The sequence below is a fragment of the Nocardia sp. NPDC051787 genome (assembly GCF_040681325.1).
Taxonomy (GTDB): domain Bacteria; phylum Actinomycetota; class Actinomycetes; order Mycobacteriales; family Mycobacteriaceae; genus Nocardia.
On record NZ_JBFAYO010000007.1, the window covers coordinates 79,365 to 93,950 of the forward strand.

The 14,586-nt window shown below is 68.0% G+C and carries 13 protein-coding genes, 1 pseudogene and 1 riboswitch; of the genes and pseudogenes, 8 read left to right on the forward strand and 6 right to left on the reverse strand.

The window, feature by feature from the left end:
* Window positions 1–135: 135 nt before the first annotated feature.
* From AB0M45_RS09765 to AB0M45_RS09780, 4 genes are read left to right on the forward strand one after another with little or no spacing between them, the layout of a single operon-like run.
* Window positions 136–591 (forward strand): hypothetical protein, encoded by a 456-nt coding sequence (locus AB0M45_RS09765; RefSeq protein ID WP_364325105.1) that lies wholly within the window; start codon window positions 136–138, stop codon window positions 589–591.
* A gap of 56 nt (window positions 592–647) precedes the next feature.
* A complete protein-coding gene (locus AB0M45_RS09770) occupies window positions 648–4,076 on the forward strand; it encodes an error-prone DNA polymerase (protein ID WP_364325108.1) in 3,429 nt (1,142 codons plus the stop codon).
* Window positions 4,077–4,106: 30 nt separating this feature from the next.
* Window positions 4,107–5,093, forward strand: a complete 987-nt coding sequence (locus tag AB0M45_RS09775; RefSeq protein ID WP_364325111.1) for a DUF4349 domain-containing protein — start codon at window positions 4,107–4,109, stop codon at window positions 5,091–5,093.
* Window positions 5,050–5,280, forward strand: coding sequence for a DUF167 domain-containing protein (locus AB0M45_RS09780; RefSeq protein ID WP_364325114.1), 231 nt, complete (start codon window positions 5,050–5,052; stop codon window positions 5,278–5,280). The genes AB0M45_RS09775 and AB0M45_RS09780 overlap by 44 nt, the downstream gene beginning before the upstream one ends.
* A 39-nt stretch (window positions 5,281–5,319) precedes the next feature.
* Here AB0M45_RS09780 and AB0M45_RS09785 read toward each other — a convergent pair whose 3' ends face one another.
* Window positions 5,320–5,784, reverse strand: a complete 465-nt coding sequence (locus tag AB0M45_RS09785) for a tRNA (cytidine(34)-2'-O)-methyltransferase (RefSeq protein ID WP_364325117.1) — start codon at window positions 5,782–5,784, stop codon at window positions 5,320–5,322.
* A gap of 191 nt (window positions 5,785–5,975) precedes the next feature.
* Between AB0M45_RS09785 and AB0M45_RS09790 the strand changes: the two genes are divergently transcribed.
* Window positions 5,976–6,212: a DUF3017 domain-containing protein gene (locus tag AB0M45_RS09790; protein ID WP_364325567.1), complete on the forward strand. Its 237-nt coding sequence runs from the start codon at window positions 5,976–5,978 to the stop codon at window positions 6,210–6,212.
* Between the two features lie 46 nt (window positions 6,213–6,258).
* Here the strand turns inward: AB0M45_RS09790 and AB0M45_RS09795 are convergent, their stop codons facing one another.
* From AB0M45_RS09795 to AB0M45_RS09805, 3 genes and pseudogenes are all read right to left on the reverse strand, one after another.
* Window positions 6,259–7,416 (reverse strand): homoserine O-acetyltransferase, encoded by a 1,158-nt coding sequence (locus AB0M45_RS09795; RefSeq protein ID WP_364325120.1) that lies wholly within the window; start codon window positions 7,414–7,416, stop codon window positions 6,259–6,261.
* Window positions 7,413–7,595: pseudogene (locus AB0M45_RS09800) on the reverse strand (O-acetyl-L-homoserine sulfhydrolase); the annotation flags it as partial. The pseudogene AB0M45_RS09800 and the gene AB0M45_RS09795, both read right to left, overlap by 4 nt.
* A gap of 265 nt (window positions 7,596–7,860) precedes the next feature.
* Window positions 7,861–7,971, reverse strand: a riboswitch (SAM riboswitch).
* 52 nt (window positions 7,972–8,023) lie between these two features.
* Window positions 8,024–8,728 carry a TetR family transcriptional regulator gene (locus AB0M45_RS09805; protein WP_364325123.1) on the reverse strand — a complete coding sequence of 235 codons (705 nt, stop codon included), beginning with the start codon at window positions 8,726–8,728 and terminating at the stop codon, window positions 8,024–8,026.
* Window positions 8,729–8,854: 126 nt separating this feature from the next.
* Between AB0M45_RS09805 and AB0M45_RS09810 the strand changes: the two genes are divergently transcribed.
* A complete protein-coding gene (locus AB0M45_RS09810) occupies window positions 8,855–10,354 on the forward strand; it encodes an MFS transporter (protein ID WP_364325126.1) in 1,500 nt (499 codons plus the stop codon).
* Between the two features lie 362 nt (window positions 10,355–10,716).
* Complete coding sequence (locus tag AB0M45_RS09815) at window positions 10,717–11,934, forward strand: NADP-dependent isocitrate dehydrogenase (RefSeq protein ID WP_330232904.1); 1,218 nt, start codon at window positions 10,717–10,719, stop codon at window positions 11,932–11,934.
* A 156-nt stretch (window positions 11,935–12,090) separates the two neighbouring features.
* Here the strand turns inward: AB0M45_RS09815 and AB0M45_RS09820 are convergent, their stop codons facing one another.
* Entirely contained in the window at window positions 12,091–12,219 is a 129-nt protein-coding gene (locus tag AB0M45_RS09820) for a hypothetical protein (protein ID WP_364325130.1), read from the reverse strand.
* Between the two features lie 11 nt (window positions 12,220–12,230).
* Window positions 12,231–12,485 carry a peptidoglycan-binding domain-containing protein gene (locus AB0M45_RS09825; RefSeq protein ID WP_364325133.1) on the reverse strand — a complete coding sequence of 85 codons (255 nt, stop codon included), beginning with the start codon at window positions 12,483–12,485 and terminating at the stop codon, window positions 12,231–12,233.
* Window positions 12,486–13,351: 866 nt separating this feature from the next.
* Between AB0M45_RS09825 and AB0M45_RS09830 the strand changes: the two genes are divergently transcribed.
* Window positions 13,352–14,542: an MFS transporter gene (locus AB0M45_RS09830; protein ID WP_364325570.1), complete on the forward strand. Its 1,191-nt coding sequence runs from the start codon at window positions 13,352–13,354 to the stop codon at window positions 14,540–14,542.
* Window positions 14,543–14,586 lie beyond the last annotated feature (44 nt).

Sequence of the window (14,586 nt, forward strand, 5' to 3'; positions counted from 1 at the left end):
TCGGGATCTACTGCTCGCGCCGGACGGCGGGCTGATCGCCCGGTTCGAGAATCCAACGCGCACGAGGGATTCGGAGTGTGCGAAACGGTTCGAACAACGCTCGAAACGTTCGAACATATGTGCGATACTCATCGCATGTCGGACGATCGGATGGCGGAGGTGTTCGCCGCGGTGCGGCTCGGTGGCGTCGACCCTGCGGTGGGGCGGCGGGCGTTGGAAAAGCTCTGGAGCGAACTCGGTGACCACGCGGAGGCGTTGCATCGCTGCGTGATCGCCCATCATCTCGCCGACCTCCAGGAGGAGGCCGCCGAGGCGCTGCACTGGGATCGGGCCGCGCTGGCCGCGGTGTTCGGGCCCGGCGTGCCGCTCGACGAGGGTCTGCGCGGTTTCCTTCCCTCGCTGTATCTGAATCTGGCCGACAGTCATCGCCGGGTCGGCGAGTTCGATGTGGCCAGGATGCAGCTGGCCATCGCCCGTGGGCATCTCGACGTCCTCGCCTCCGACGCCTACGGCGCGCTCATCCGGGGGCGCCTGCGCCGGGTTGAAGCGGCTCTGGCCGCCGGTTCCATTGAACGCCTCCCAAGTCCCTGACCTGCCTGTACATCCCCTCTCCTCGAATGTATGTTCGAGAAAGAGGAGGTGAGGTCGTGGGCTGGGGCAACGGTCCGCCGAGTTGGGCGGAGATGGAACGGGTGCTGTCCGGACGGCCGAATCCGGACGCGGTGTGTCCGGGCGACGGCGGCGACAGCCCGGCATGGTCGCGCAAGCGTGCGGAGTACCGGCCCGAGCCGGTGCGGCGAGCCGGCGAACCGTCGGTGCCGTACGCGGAGCTGCACGCGCATTCGGCCTACAGCTTCCTGGACGGGGCGAGCCATCCGGAGGAGCTGGTGGAGGAGGCGGTGCGGCTCGGCCTGGAGGCGATCGCGCTCACCGACCATGATGGCTTCTACGGCACCGTCCGCTTCGCCGAGGCCGCCAAGGAATGGGGGATGCCCACGGTCTTCGGCGCCGAACTGTCGCTCGGTGTGCCGGCCGAACAGCGCGTTCCCGGCACCGAACGCGGGCATGCCGCCGCCCCCGATTCGGCGCCGCGCACCGGTGCGCCGGACCCGGCCGGGCCGCACTTGCTGGTACTGGCCCGTGGTCAGGAGGGCTACCGCAGGCTCTCCCGGGAGATCGCCGCCGCGCACATGGCCGCGGGGGAGAAGGGCATCCTGCGCTATGACCTGGACACGCTCACCGCCGCGTCGGATGGGCACTGGCACATCCTGACCGGCTGCCGAAAAGGACACCTCCGCCAAGCGCTCGAGCTCGACTTGCGCACGGGCAACACCCGTCTGGAGCACGCGGAGGCCGCGCTGCGCGAGTTGACCGACCGCTTCGGCGCCGACCGGGTGAGCGTGGAACTCACCCACCACGGCATCCCCGAGGATGACGAGCGCAACGCCCACCTCATCGCGCTCGCCGAGCGTCGCGGCCTCCCCGTGCTCGCCACCACGGGCGCGCATTTCGCCGCGCCGAGCCAGCGCCGCCGCGCCATGGCGCTCGCGGCGATCCGGGCCAGGCAGAGCCTGGACGAGATCGCGGGCTGGCTGGCCCCCGCGGGCGGCGCGCACCTGCGGTCCGGGGTGGAGATGGCGCGATTGTTCGCCGACTGTCCGCAGGCGGTGGCGAACGCGGCGGCGCTGGCTCGGGAATGCGCTTTCGACCTGAAGTTGATTGCCCCGAAACTGCCGCCGTTCGCCGTGCCCGCTGGCCACGACGAGCAGTCCTGGTTGCGCGAACTCACCATGACCGGCGCTGCGGAGCGTTATGGAAATCCGCAGCGGAGCCCACAGGCGTATGAGCAGATCGAGCATGAACTCGCGGTGATCAACGCCTTGCAGTTCCCCGGCTACTTCCTGGTGGTGCACGACATCGTCAGCTTCTGCAAGGACAACGACATCCTCTGCCAGGGCCGCGGTTCGGCGGCCAACTCCGCGGTCTGCTACGCGATCGGCATCACCAATGTCGATCCGGTGCGCAACCAACTGCTGTTCGAGCGTTTTCTCTCCCCGGAGCGTGACGGCCCGCCGGATATCGACGTCGACATCGAATCCGACCGCCGCGAAGAGGCGATCCAGCACGTCTACCGCAAGTACGGCCGCGAGTACGCCGCACAGGTGGCCAACGTGATCACCTATCGCGGCAAGTCCGCGGTGCGCGATGCCGCACGGGCGCTGGGGTTTTCGCCGGGCCAGCAGGACGCGTGGAGCAAGCAGGTGAGCCGCTGGAGCAGTGTCGCATCGGCGGCGCTCCCGGGGCCCTCCATGGTTACGCAAGCTACCGCCTCCGGGCCCGTCGCTCGCGCCGCGGTCGGCGCCGAGACGAACACCGACATCCCCGCCGAAGTGCTCGAGCTGGCCGCCGATATCGAGGGGCTGCCGCGGCATCTCGGCATCCATTCCGGTGGCATGGTCATCTGCGACCGGCCGATCGCCGACGTCTGCCCGGTGGAGTGGGCGCGCATGCCCGGCCGCAGTGTCCTGCAGTGGGACAAGGACGATTGCGCCGCCATCGACCTGGTGAAGTTCGACATGCTCGGCCTCGGCATGCTCTCCGCGCTGCACTACATGATCGACCTGGTGCGCGAGCACAAAGGCGAGACCGTCGAGTTGCACGAACTCGATCTGGCCGAGCCCGAGGTCTACGAGATGCTGTCGCGCGCGGATTCGGTGGGCGTCTTCCAGGTCGAGTCGCGGGCGCAGATGGCCACACTGCCCCGGCTGAGACCGCGTAGCTTCTATGACCTCGTGGTCGAGGTGGCGCTGATCCGTCCCGGTCCCATCCAGGGTGGCTCGGTGCATCCCTATATCCGCAGGCGCAACGGGGCCGAGGACGTCGTCTACGACCATCCGGCCTTGAAGAAAGCGCTGGAACGCACGCTCGGTGTGCCGCTGTTCCAGGAGCAGCTCATGCAGGTGGCCGTCGACGTCGCCGGATTCACCGCCGTCGAGGCCGATCAGCTGCGCCGCGCGATGGGTTCCAAACGTTCCCCGGAACGCATGGAGCGGCTCAGGGAACGGCTCTACCGGGGTATGCGTGAGCGGCACGGCATCACCGGCGAGGTCGCCGACCGGATCTACGAAAAGCTCCACGCTTTCGCGAATTTCGGTTTCCCGGAAAGTCATTCGCAGAGTTTCGCCTCGATCGTGTTCTACTCGGCCTGGTTCAAGCTGCACCATCCCGCCGCGTTCCTGGCGGGCTTGCTGCGCGCCCAGCCGATGGGCTTCTACTCCCCGCAGTCGCTGGTCGCCGACGCGCGCAGGCACGGCGTCGCGGTGCACGGCCCCGACGTCAACGCCAGCCGCGCCGAACCCACCCTCGAGGCGAGAGGCACCGAGGTGCGCCTCGGTCTGGCCGCGGTCCGCCAGATCGGCGACGACCTCGCCGAACGCATCGTCGCCGCCAGGGGCGAGCGGCCCTACACCTCCTTCCTCGATCTGACCGGGCGGGTGGAACTCACTGTCGCCCAAGCGGAATCGCTCGCCACCGCGGGTGCGCTCGGCAGTCTGGGCGTCACCCGCCGCGAAGCATTGTGGGCGGCGGGCGCCGCCGCGGGCGAGCGTCCGGATCGCCTGCCCGGGACCGGCGCGGCCACCACCGCGCCCGTCCTGCCCGGGATGAGCGATCTGGAAATGGCCGCCGCCGACGTGTGGGCCACGGGCGTCTCCCCGAGCAGCTATCCGACCCAGTTCCTGCGCCCGCGGCTGAACGCCCTCGGCGTCATTCCGGCGTCCGGTCTGCTCGACGTGCCCGACGGCTCGCGCGTTCTGGTGGGCGGCGCGGTGACGCACCGCCAGCGTCCCGCCACCGCGGAGGGCGTCACGTTCCTCAACCTGGAGGACGAAACCGGCATGGTGAACATCGTCTGCTCGGTAGGTCTGTGGAGTCGTTACCGCCGCCTCGCCCAAGGCGCGACGGCCCTGCTCATCCGTGGCCGGGTGCAGAATGCCGAGGGCGCGGTGAGCGTCGTCGCCGAACACCTGCAACGCCTGGATCTGCGGATGGGATCCAAGTCGCGCGACTTCCGTTGAGCGCGTGGCGGAACGGCTACTGTGCCAGGCATGAGGAAGCTTGCTGTGCTCTGCGTCGGCGTGCTGGGGTTGACTTTGCTCGCCGGCTGCGGTGACGACGACGAAGCGACACCCGGCCTGGACCGATCGTCATCGATCGCCACCGGTCCCGCCCCCGCGGTGGTGCCTCCCGGGTTCCGGGAGCAGGCGCCGCCGAAGCGCGACAACTCGGGCGGCGAACCGATGACCGCGCGCAAAGAGGTCGTCACCGGCAGCGTCGAGATCACCGCCGACGCACCGATCGCCGCGGCGGGCGCGGTCATCGATCGGGTGCGCGAGGCGGGCGGGCGAGTCGACAGCCGAACCGAACAGCCCGGCACCGACGACTCCGAGCCGAGTGCCACGCTCATCGTGCGGCTGCCCGCCGACAAGACCGACGCGTTCATCGCGGGACTCGGCGGCGTCGGCCAGGTCACCCGGGTCAGCACCAACCGCGACGACGTCACCATGCAGTGGGAGGACCTGGACGCCAGGATCAGGGCGTTGCAGGCTTCGGTCGACCGGTTGCGCGCGCTCATCGCCGGCGCCACCACCACCTCCGACCTGATCGCCGCCGAGCAGGCGCTCTCCAGCCGCCAGGGCGAGCTGGACAGCCTCACCGCGCAGAAGCGGCGCCTGGACGACCAGGTCGCTTTGTCCACGCTGACCATCGACATCACCACCGACGAAAAGAAGTCCGACGACGACGCCGACAGCTTCTGGGACGGCATCGTCTCCGGCTGGAACTCGCTGGTGGACTGGCTGCAGGACGCGGTCGTGTTCAGCGGCAAGGCGATTCCGTGGCTCGGCTTCCTCGCGGTGCTGGCCGCCGTGCTGTGGGCCGTTGTGCGGCTGGTGCGGCGCGGTAAGTCCGCGCCGAGTGGGGAAGAATCGGCACCGGACTCGACCAGCGCCGTTTCTTCGGAAGGCGCGGAAACCAGCGCGGGAGACAAGCGTGCCGACGGTAATAAGCGCGACGATCAAGCCGAACAGCCGTAAGGGTCCGCTGGTGGAAACCCTCGACGATGGCAGCCTGCAACTGTACGTGCGGGCCCCCGCCGTCGAGGGCAAAGCCAACAAAGCGGCCATCGAACTCCTCGCCGAGCACTACGGGGTGCCCAAGTCCGCGGTCCGCCTCGCCGCCGGGCCAACCTCGCGCTTCAAACGCTTCGAGATCGACATCTGAAGCCGCGAACTCGAGAAATCAGAACTACAGTTCGGCGGGCTAGACCCCGCCCGGGAATCCGAGTTGGCGCCAGGCTTCGTACACCGTGACCGCCGCAGCGTTGGAGAGGTTCATGGAGCGGCGGCCGGGGAGCATCGGGATGCGCAGCCGGTCGGTGATGTGCGGGTCCGACAGCACCTCCTCCGGCAGGCCGGTGGGTTCGGTTCCGAACAGCAACACATCGTTCTCGCGGTACGCCACGTCGGTGAACCGGGTGGTGGCCTGCGTGGTGAACGCGTAGACCCGCTTCGGGCGAAGCGCCTGCCACGCCGCCGCCAGATTCGCGTGCACCGTCACCGACGCCAGATCGTGGTAGTCCAACCCGGCCCTGCGCAACTTCGGTTCGGACAGATCGAACCCCAACGGCTCGATCAGATGCAGATGACACCCGGTCCCCGCGGCCAACCGGATCGCGTTGCCGGTATTCGGCGGAATGCACGGCTCGTGGAACATCAGATGGAACACACCGCCAGTCAATCAGCACCGCCCACCGCCCCGTCGCCGGGCTCCAGCGCGTGCGGGATCAGCGGCCTGATCGCTCGACGCAGCGCGTGTCTGCAAGAATCGGGGGCGTGACCGATGCCGACACGCCTACCGCTGACCTGCGGACCGGGCGCCGCAGTTTGGGTGCGGAGTTCTTGCGCTGCCATCTGCCGATGGTGGTCGTCATGCTGGTCATCGGGGTGGCGGTGGTGTTCGTCGCGTCCGATCGGTGGCGGCGCGGGGCCTTCTTCTTCGGTGGGGCGACGTTGCTGGCCGCGACGTTCCGGCTGTGCCTGCCGACCGCGCGGGTCGGTCTGCTCGCGGTCCGCAGCAAGCCTTTCGACGTGGGTGCCCTGACACTGCTCGGCTCGAGCATCGTATTCCTCGCGGCCACCATCAATCTCGGCTAGGAGTAGCAACTCCGGTCAGCGCGAAACCCTCTATGGCAGAAGCCTTTCAGCGTTCGGGGTGCACACCGGCCCGGGCGAGCCGCATGGTCTCGGTCAGCAGCTTCGACACCGCCGCCGCCTCGGTGAGGAACCCGTCGTGTCCGTCGCGCGAATGCACGACCTCCAAGCCGTCGCAGCCGGGCAGCAGATCGGCGAGCTCCTGTTGGGTCCGCAGCGGATACAGGCGGTCGGAGTCGACGCCGCCGACCACGCATGGCACCGGCGTCGCCGCGAGCACCGCCTCCACGCCGCCGCGGCCGCGGCCGACGTCGTGGCGGTTCATCGCCTCGGTCAGCAGCACGTAGGTCGCCGGGTCGAAGCGTTTGCACAGCTTCTCGGCTTGATGGTCCAGGTAGCTCTGCACCGCGTAGCGGCCGCCGTTCCACGGGTCCTCGTCGCCCTGCGGCTTGTTCTCGAACCGGTGGTCGAGCTCGAACTCGGTGCGGTAGGTCAGATGCGCGATGCGCCGGGCGACGGCCATGCCCGTCATCGGGGCGCGGCCGGTGTCGTGGTAGTCGCCGCCCTGCCAGTCGGGATCGGCCTTGATCGCCGCGATCTGCGTGATCTGAGTGCCGATCTGGTCGGCGGTGGCGCGGGCGCCCACGGCGAGCACCAGTGCGGCGGCGACGCGCTCCGGCGCGCCTACCATCCATTCCAGCACGCGCATGCCGCCCATCGACCCGCCGACAACGGCGGCGAGCCGGTCGATGCCGAGCAGATCCATCAGCGCCGCTTCCGCGGTCACCTGATCGCGGATAGAAATATCCGGAAACCGTGCGCCCCAAGGTTTTCCGTCCGGCGCCGAGCTGGACGGCCCGGTGCTGCCCTTACAGCCGCCGAGCACGTTCGTCGCGATCACGCACCATTCGTCGGTGTCCAGCGGCGCGCCCGGCCCGACCATGCCGTCCCACCAGCCGGGCAGCGGATGGATGGCGTCCGGCTTGCCGACGACGTGCGAGTCGCCGGTGAGCGCGTGTTCGACGAGCACGACATTGTCCAGATCCGGGGAAAGTTCACCCCAGCGCTGCACGGCGAGGCACACGTCCGGGATGACCGCGCCATTCTCCAACCGCACGTCCCCGATGGGGATGAAGCCCAGTTCCCCGTCCGGGGACGGCAGGGTGACAGTGGACGGGCGGACGCTCGATTCGGTATCCACGGTCACGTCGCAGCCGCCGCGAAACCGGCGCACAGATCGGCGCGCATGGCCTCGGCGCCCGCCGCGAGGGGGACCGATCGGGGAATGGTTCCGGAGGTCGGCTCCTCCGGCATGAGCTCGGGATGCGTCATCGACGCGGAGTGAATCACGAGAGAACGCACATCGCCGATGGTAGCTACACGTGCGGACCGGTCCGATCCGGCGGTGAACGGCCTACTCGCCGGCTGCGCTGCGCCCATGGACCAGGGCGCGGAGGACAGGCCCGCGATCATCGGTGCGCCGGTGCCGCCCTCGAAGCCCCCGTGGACCTGCGCGGCCGCGGGGGACCGCTGCGCCGGTGCGTTCTCGGCCACGGACGCGGTCGATTCACTCATGGTTTGCTCCAAAAGGGTGTTCGCCGGTACAGCAGGGGTTAACGGTGTGACCAACAACACATACCGGCGACCTCCTGATGCGCGCTTGCTCCCGGCTCTCGGGAGCCAGGTCATCACCCGGAGCACCCCACCGCTGCTGCAGGGTTGCCGACCAGCGAGCCGGGGCTTGGCGCTGGTGCTCATGACCTGCCGGGCATCATAACCGGCGTGCGGTCAGCCGTCGAAATCCCTCATCGAACTCACTGGTCGGCACCGTTCGGGGGTACGCAGCAGGTGCGCACGAACTCGTCGAAGGTCTCGGTGAACGCGGTACGTCCCGCCCGGGACGCGATCGCCACGTCCTCATGGTCGAACATGTCGCCGCTGCACTCCATGCCGACGGTGCCGATCAGCTGCCAGGCTCCCAGGATGAGCCGCACGGCGCGCGCGTCCGGCTCGGTGCCGAGGCGCTCGGCGAGCACGGCCGCTATCGCGGTGTTCTTCTCGTCGGCGTGCTCGAGACTGCGTGCGCTGACCGAGGGGCTGCTGCGCAGGATTCGCCGCATTTGCTGGTATCTCCGGAACGAGATCGGGGAGCTGCTGCCCGCGTCGGCGGCCTGGTCGACCACGCGCAGGAACGCTTCACGTAACGCCGCCAGTTCGTTGCCGGTGCGGGGAAGCTCGCGCAGCGTCTCGGCCACCGCGCTCCCGAAGTCCTGTACCGGGCCCAGGATGATGGCCTCTTTGCTGTCGAAATAGCGGTTGATGGTGCGCGGCGAGACGTCCGCGGCGTTGGCGATCTGCTCGACCGTGGTCGCGTCGAAGCCGTGCGCGTCGCACAGATCGAGCGCGACCTCGATGATGCGCAGCCTGGTCTGCTGCTTCTTGCGTTCGCGCAATCCGGGGGTTGCCGGTGGGCTGCCCTCCGCTGCGCTCGCGCCCATCGGCGCCGATGACTCGAGCATTCCCCCATGCTAACGCAAGCCGCCGTTTTCTTGTCTGAAACAGTCAAATGTCGTGATGCGACATTTTTCTCTTGACGACAAATGTCGCTCGATGACAGGATGATCCGGCACATCGAGGACGAGGAGATGACAGTGACGGAAACTGCGACGGCGGTGGACGCGCCAGGAAGAAAGGGCGGTTCAGCGCGCTGGCTCGCCTTGGCGGTAATCGCGTTGGCCCAGCTCATGGTGGTACTGGACGCCACCATCGTGACCATTTCGCTGCCGTTCGCGCAGCGCGATCTCGACATCAGCGACGGCAACCGGCAGTGGATGCTCACGGCCTACACGCTGATCTTCGGCGGCCTCCTGCTGCTGGGCGGCCGACTGGCCGACTACCTCGGGCGGCGCCGGATCTTCATCATCGGCCTGATCGGCTTCGCGGGAGCTTCGGCCCTGGCCGGTCTCGCCCAGAACGGCGCGGAACTGTTCGCCGGGCGCGCATTGCAGGGCGCGTTCGCCGCGCTGCTCGCGCCCGCCGCGCTCTCCCTGCTGTCGGTGACGTTCACCGAGCCGGGCGAGCGGGCCACCGCCTTCGGCGTGTTCGCGGGCATTTCCGCGGGTGGCGCCGCGCTGGGCCTGATCGCGGGCGGCGCACTCACCGAGTACGCGTCGTGGCGCTGGTGCCTGCTGGTCAACACGCCTATCGCGGTGCTCGCGCTGGTCGGCGCACTGGCCTGGGTGGTGAAGGACGTGCCGGTGCCGCGGGCTGGAGGTTATGACGTGCCCGGTGCCGTCACGGTGACGCTGGGCCTGATCGCCATCGTGTACGGATTCAGCCGCGCCGCCGACGACGGCTGGCTGGCCGCCAGCACCGTGGCGCTGCTGATCGCGGGCCTGGTCCTGCTCGTGGCCTTCGTCGCGATCGAACGGCGTTCGTCGAACCCGCTGTTGCCGCTGCACATTCCGGGCGAGATCAACCGCGGCGGCGCGTTCCTGGCCGCGCTGCTCATCCCGATCGCCATGTTCGCGATGTTCCTGTTCCTGAGCTACTACTTCCAGATCACGCTGGGCTACTCCGCACTGAAGGCGGGCTTCGCGTTCCTGCCCTTCCCGGCGGGAATCGCGATCTCCGCGGGCGTCACCAGCGCTCTGCTGCCGAAGCTCGGCCCGCGTCCGCTGATGGTGGCCGGTGCGGTGCTGGGCGTCATCGGCCTGCTGCTGCTGGCCCAGCTGAGCTTGGGTGACAGCTTCGTCGCCGGCGTGCTGCCCGCCCAGGTGCTCATCGCCCTCGGCATGGGCCCGCTGTTCGTCGGCATGCAGACCGTCGCGCTGCACCAGGTGGAGGAAGAGGACTCGGGCGTGGCCTCCGCGCTGCTGAACGCGGCGCAGCAGGTCGGCGGCGCGGTCGGCACGGCGCTGCTGACCACCATCTCGGTGCAGGTCGCCAAGACCTTCGCACAGGAGAACCCGGCCATCGACAACCTGGCCGCCCGCGCCGCGATCCACAGCTACGACGTGGCCTTCTACGTCGGCGCCGGGTTCTTCCTCGCGGCCATTCCGATCATCGCGCTGATGATCCGGGACCGGCCGGAGAACTTGATCGAAGGCTCCGAGGACGGCGCCCGGATTCCGGTCGCGGTCTGATCCTGGTGCACGTGAGGTCCGCGCATCGCCATGGCGACGCGCGGACCTCGCCGTTTCCGGTCGGGCCGGTTGCCGCGCCGGAACGGAAAGTGGATCATTGGGCACGGCGGTTCCGTGGGCGCCCGCAGCTTCGCGGAGGCGCCGCCGATCTACCGATCGGTAACTGACGTGGCGCGTCTCACTCCGGGGGCTGCCCGTGCGGTGAGGACTTCGGCAGCAGTACGCTTGTCTTGTTTGCACCACAAGTCTCGCGGACAACGCGGGACCATATACGTTGTCTGTTGGAACAGCTGGGGTCCGCTCACAAGCGTGTTCGCCTGGCCGTGCAATGAGGGCACCATCCTAGGAGGACACGAAGATCCATGTCCAAGATCAAGGTTGAAGGTACCGTCGTAGAACTCGACGGCGACGAGATGACCCGGATCATCTGGCAGTTCATCAAGGACAAGCTGATCCACCCCTATCTCGATGTGAATCTGGAGTACTACGACCTCGGCATCGAGTACCGGGACAAGACAGACGACCAGGTCACCATCGACGCCGCGAACGCCATCAAGCAGCACGGCGTCGGCGTGAAATGCGCCACCATCACGCCGGACGAGGCGCGGGTCAAGGAATTCGGCCTGAAGAAGATGTGGCGCTCACCCAACGGCACCATCCGTAACATCCTGGGTGGCACCATCTTCCGTGCCCCGATCATCATCTCGAACGTCCCGCGGCTGGTGCCCGGCTGGACCAAGCCGATCATCATCGGCCGTCATGCCTTCGGCGACCAGTACCGCGCCACCGACTTCAAGGTGTTCCAGGGCGGAACCGTCACCCTCACCTTCACCCCGGACGACGGCAGCGAGCCGATCGTGCACGAGGTCGTGAAGATGCCCGAGGACGGCGGCGTGGTCATGGGCATGTACAACTTCCGCAAGTCCATCGAGGATTTCGCGCGGGCGTCGTTCAACTACGGCCTGCAGCAGAACTACCCGGTGTACATGTCGACGAAGAACACCATCCTGAAGGCCTACGACGGCATGTTCAAGGACACCTTCCAGGACATCTTCGACGCCGAGTTCAAGAGCCAGTTCGACGCCGCGGGCCTGACCTACGAGCACCGCCTCATCGACGACATGGTCGCCTCCTCCATGAAGTGGGAGGGCGGCTACGTCTGGGCCTGCAAGAACTACGACGGCGACGTGCAGTCCGACACCGTGGCCCAGGGCTTCGGTTCGCTCGGCCTGATGACCTCGGTGCTGCTCACCCCGGACGGCCAGACCTGTGAGGCCGAGGCCGCGCACGGCACGGTCACCCGGCACTACCGCCAGCACCAGCAGGGCAAGCCGACCTCGACCAACCCGATCGCGTCGATCTTCGCCTGGACCCGTGGCCTCGAGCACCGCGGCAAGCTGGACAACACCCCTGAGGTCATCGGCTTCGCGCAGACCCTGGAGGACGTCGTCATCAAGACCGTCGAGGGCGGCCAGATGACCAAGGACCTCGCGCTGCTCGTCGGCGGAGACCAGGGCTACCTGAGCACCGAGGAATTCCTCGGCGCGCTGGACGCGAACTTGGCGCGCGCGCTGCGCTGAGCCCACCAGGCGCCGATCCTTCTCGGCGCCGAGCTGCGGGGCCGAGCGGGGTCGCTCGGCCGACTCCGGCGCTGGGGCTGTTCCCAGCGCCGGGCTGACACAATCGGGCACCCGCCCCACCTTCTGGTGGAACGGGTGCCCGGACTGTTTTCGCGATCAGTTCGCGCTGACTTCGGCGCGGTCGAGTAGCCCGGCGACAGCACGGGTGAAGCTTGCCGTTCCGTTGCCGCGTTCGACCTCCGCCTCGAACAGCCGCAGCAGCGGATCAAGCAGATCGGTCGCCACGCAGCTAACGCTCAGAGCCGACGGCAGACGGAGAAGGGGTAGTCACCGTTCTCGGGCCGGTCCTTGTAGAAGGGCCACTCCATCTTGGCCCTGGTATCAGGGCCGAAAATGCCATCGGGATCTGTTTTGGCGTCCTTCTGGGCACTCATCAGCGCGGAGCGGGTCCTGGGACCGAACTTGCCGTCTTCGGACAACCCAGCTTTGTAGCACTTGTTGAGAGCCTTCTGCAGGGCGATCACCCCGGAACCGGAATCACCTGAGCGCAACGAGCAACCGCTTGGGCTTGGGACGTAGGCGTGGACGCTGGGGGATTGATGAACATTGCTCGCGCCACTGCAGGTCTGGGCACTAGCGGGCGCGGCGGCAAGCACGCTCACACTGGTCCCGGCCAACACAACCGCAGCCGACATGGCAACGCGAATTCCAACTTTGCGCATAGCTTCCTTACATCGACGACTCCAGATCATGGACAATGATCCTCAGAGTCCACAGCGACACATAGTCGGTGACATATTCTTTTACGTTCCCTTTGGGGTACTTCACGCCGGGAACCACGGCGCTGGCGGCATCCTTACGCGACGATCTCGCGCTGGAGTCGTCGCAAGACAAGACACTGATCACGCACGCCCGGAACGGGCGAGCCCGGTTCCTCAGCTATGACATCGGAGTGCAACGCGACGACAGGCAACGCTCCCGCAACGGCCATCGCCGCGTGAACGGGTCGATCAGCCTGGGCGTTCCCACTTCAGCTACAGCGATTACGACATCGTTTGTATCGACGGGGCCGAATACCGGGGCATCGTGCAGTACTACCTGCTGGCCGACACGTCCGGCGGCTGCACCGGCTGTGCTGGGCCTTCGAAGCCATCGTCGAACCCGGAGCCACCAGCGCACCTTCCATCGCCGCCTGCAACGCTCCTGTTCAATCGCAGAGCGAAGCGGGTCGCGGGCCCTCTGGTGCATCGGTGACGACGTGCTGCTTCTGAGGGGCGCGGTACGGTCCTCTTGCGCGGATTTAGTTGCTGACCAGCGCTTTCCTGCCGATGTGGTGGGCGAACTCACGTTTGCCGGGGAAGCGAATACGGCTGGCGGGCGGTTACATGAACACGTGACCACTCCTGTCGCCACCGGCATCAGCACCCGTCCCGAACGCACCGATTGGCACGTCCACGCCGTGCTGGCGTTGGCGCTCGGTGGCTTCGGGATCGGGACCACCGAGTTCGTCACCATGGGTCTGCTGCCGGATATCGCCTCGGCCATGAAGGTCTCTGAGCCGACCGCGGGGCACGCGGTGTCGGCATATGCGCTCGGTGTGGTGATCGGCGCGCCGTTGATCGCGGCGCTGTGTGCGCGGGTCGCGCGCAAGCGACTGCTCGTCGTGCTCATGGTGGCGTTCACGCTGGGTAACGTGGCCACGGTGCTGGCGCCGTCGTTCGAGACGCTGGTGCTTGCCCGGTTCGTGTCGGGGTTGCCGCATGGTGCCTACTTCGGCGTTGCCTCGCTGGCCGCCGCCACGCTCGCCCCGGTGGGGCAGCGAGCGAAGGCGGTTGCTGCGGTTATGCTGGGTTTGAGCGCCGCCAACGTTGTCGGCGTTCCCGCCGCTACCTGGCTCGGCCAGCACCTCGGCTGGCGCGACGCGTTCGTGGTGGTCGCGGTGATCGGCGCGGCCACCGTCGCGGCCCTGCTGCGCTTCGTCCCCGAACTCACCGGCATCGCCGTGACCAACCCGATGACCGAACTCGGCGCCCTGCGCCGCTCGCAGGTGCTGTTGACGCTGCTGGTCGGGGCCGTCGGCTTCGGCGGCATGTTCGCCGTCTACACCTACATCGCCACCACGCTCACCGACGTCTCGGGTCTGCGGGCCGGGCTGGTGCCGCTGGTGCTGATGCTGTTCGGGATCGGCATGGTGGTCGGCAACATCGTCGGCGGCGTGCTCGCCGACCGGGGCGTGGACCGCGCGATCTTCGCGGCGATGATCGCCATGACCGTCATCCTCGGCGTTTTCATCGCCGCCGCCCACAACCCCTACACCGCCGCCCTCGGCGCGTTCCTGGTCGGCGCCTCCGGAGCCGCGCTGGCCCCCGCTCTGCAAACCCGCCTGATGGACGTCGCCGCCGACGCCCAAACCCTGGCCGCCGCCCTCAATCACGCCGCCCTGAACATCGCCAACGCCGCGGGCGCCTGGCTCGGCGGCCTGGTGATCGCCGCAGGCTTCGGCTACACAGCCCCGTCCGTGGTCGGCGCCGCCCTGGCCGCAACCGGCGTGCTGCTGTTCACCGCGACGGTCTGGGCCGCGCGCCTAGGCGACGCAGGCGGCAAGTGATTCGCGTAGCGATCCAGTAGCAACTCTGTAGCCGAGCGGCCAAC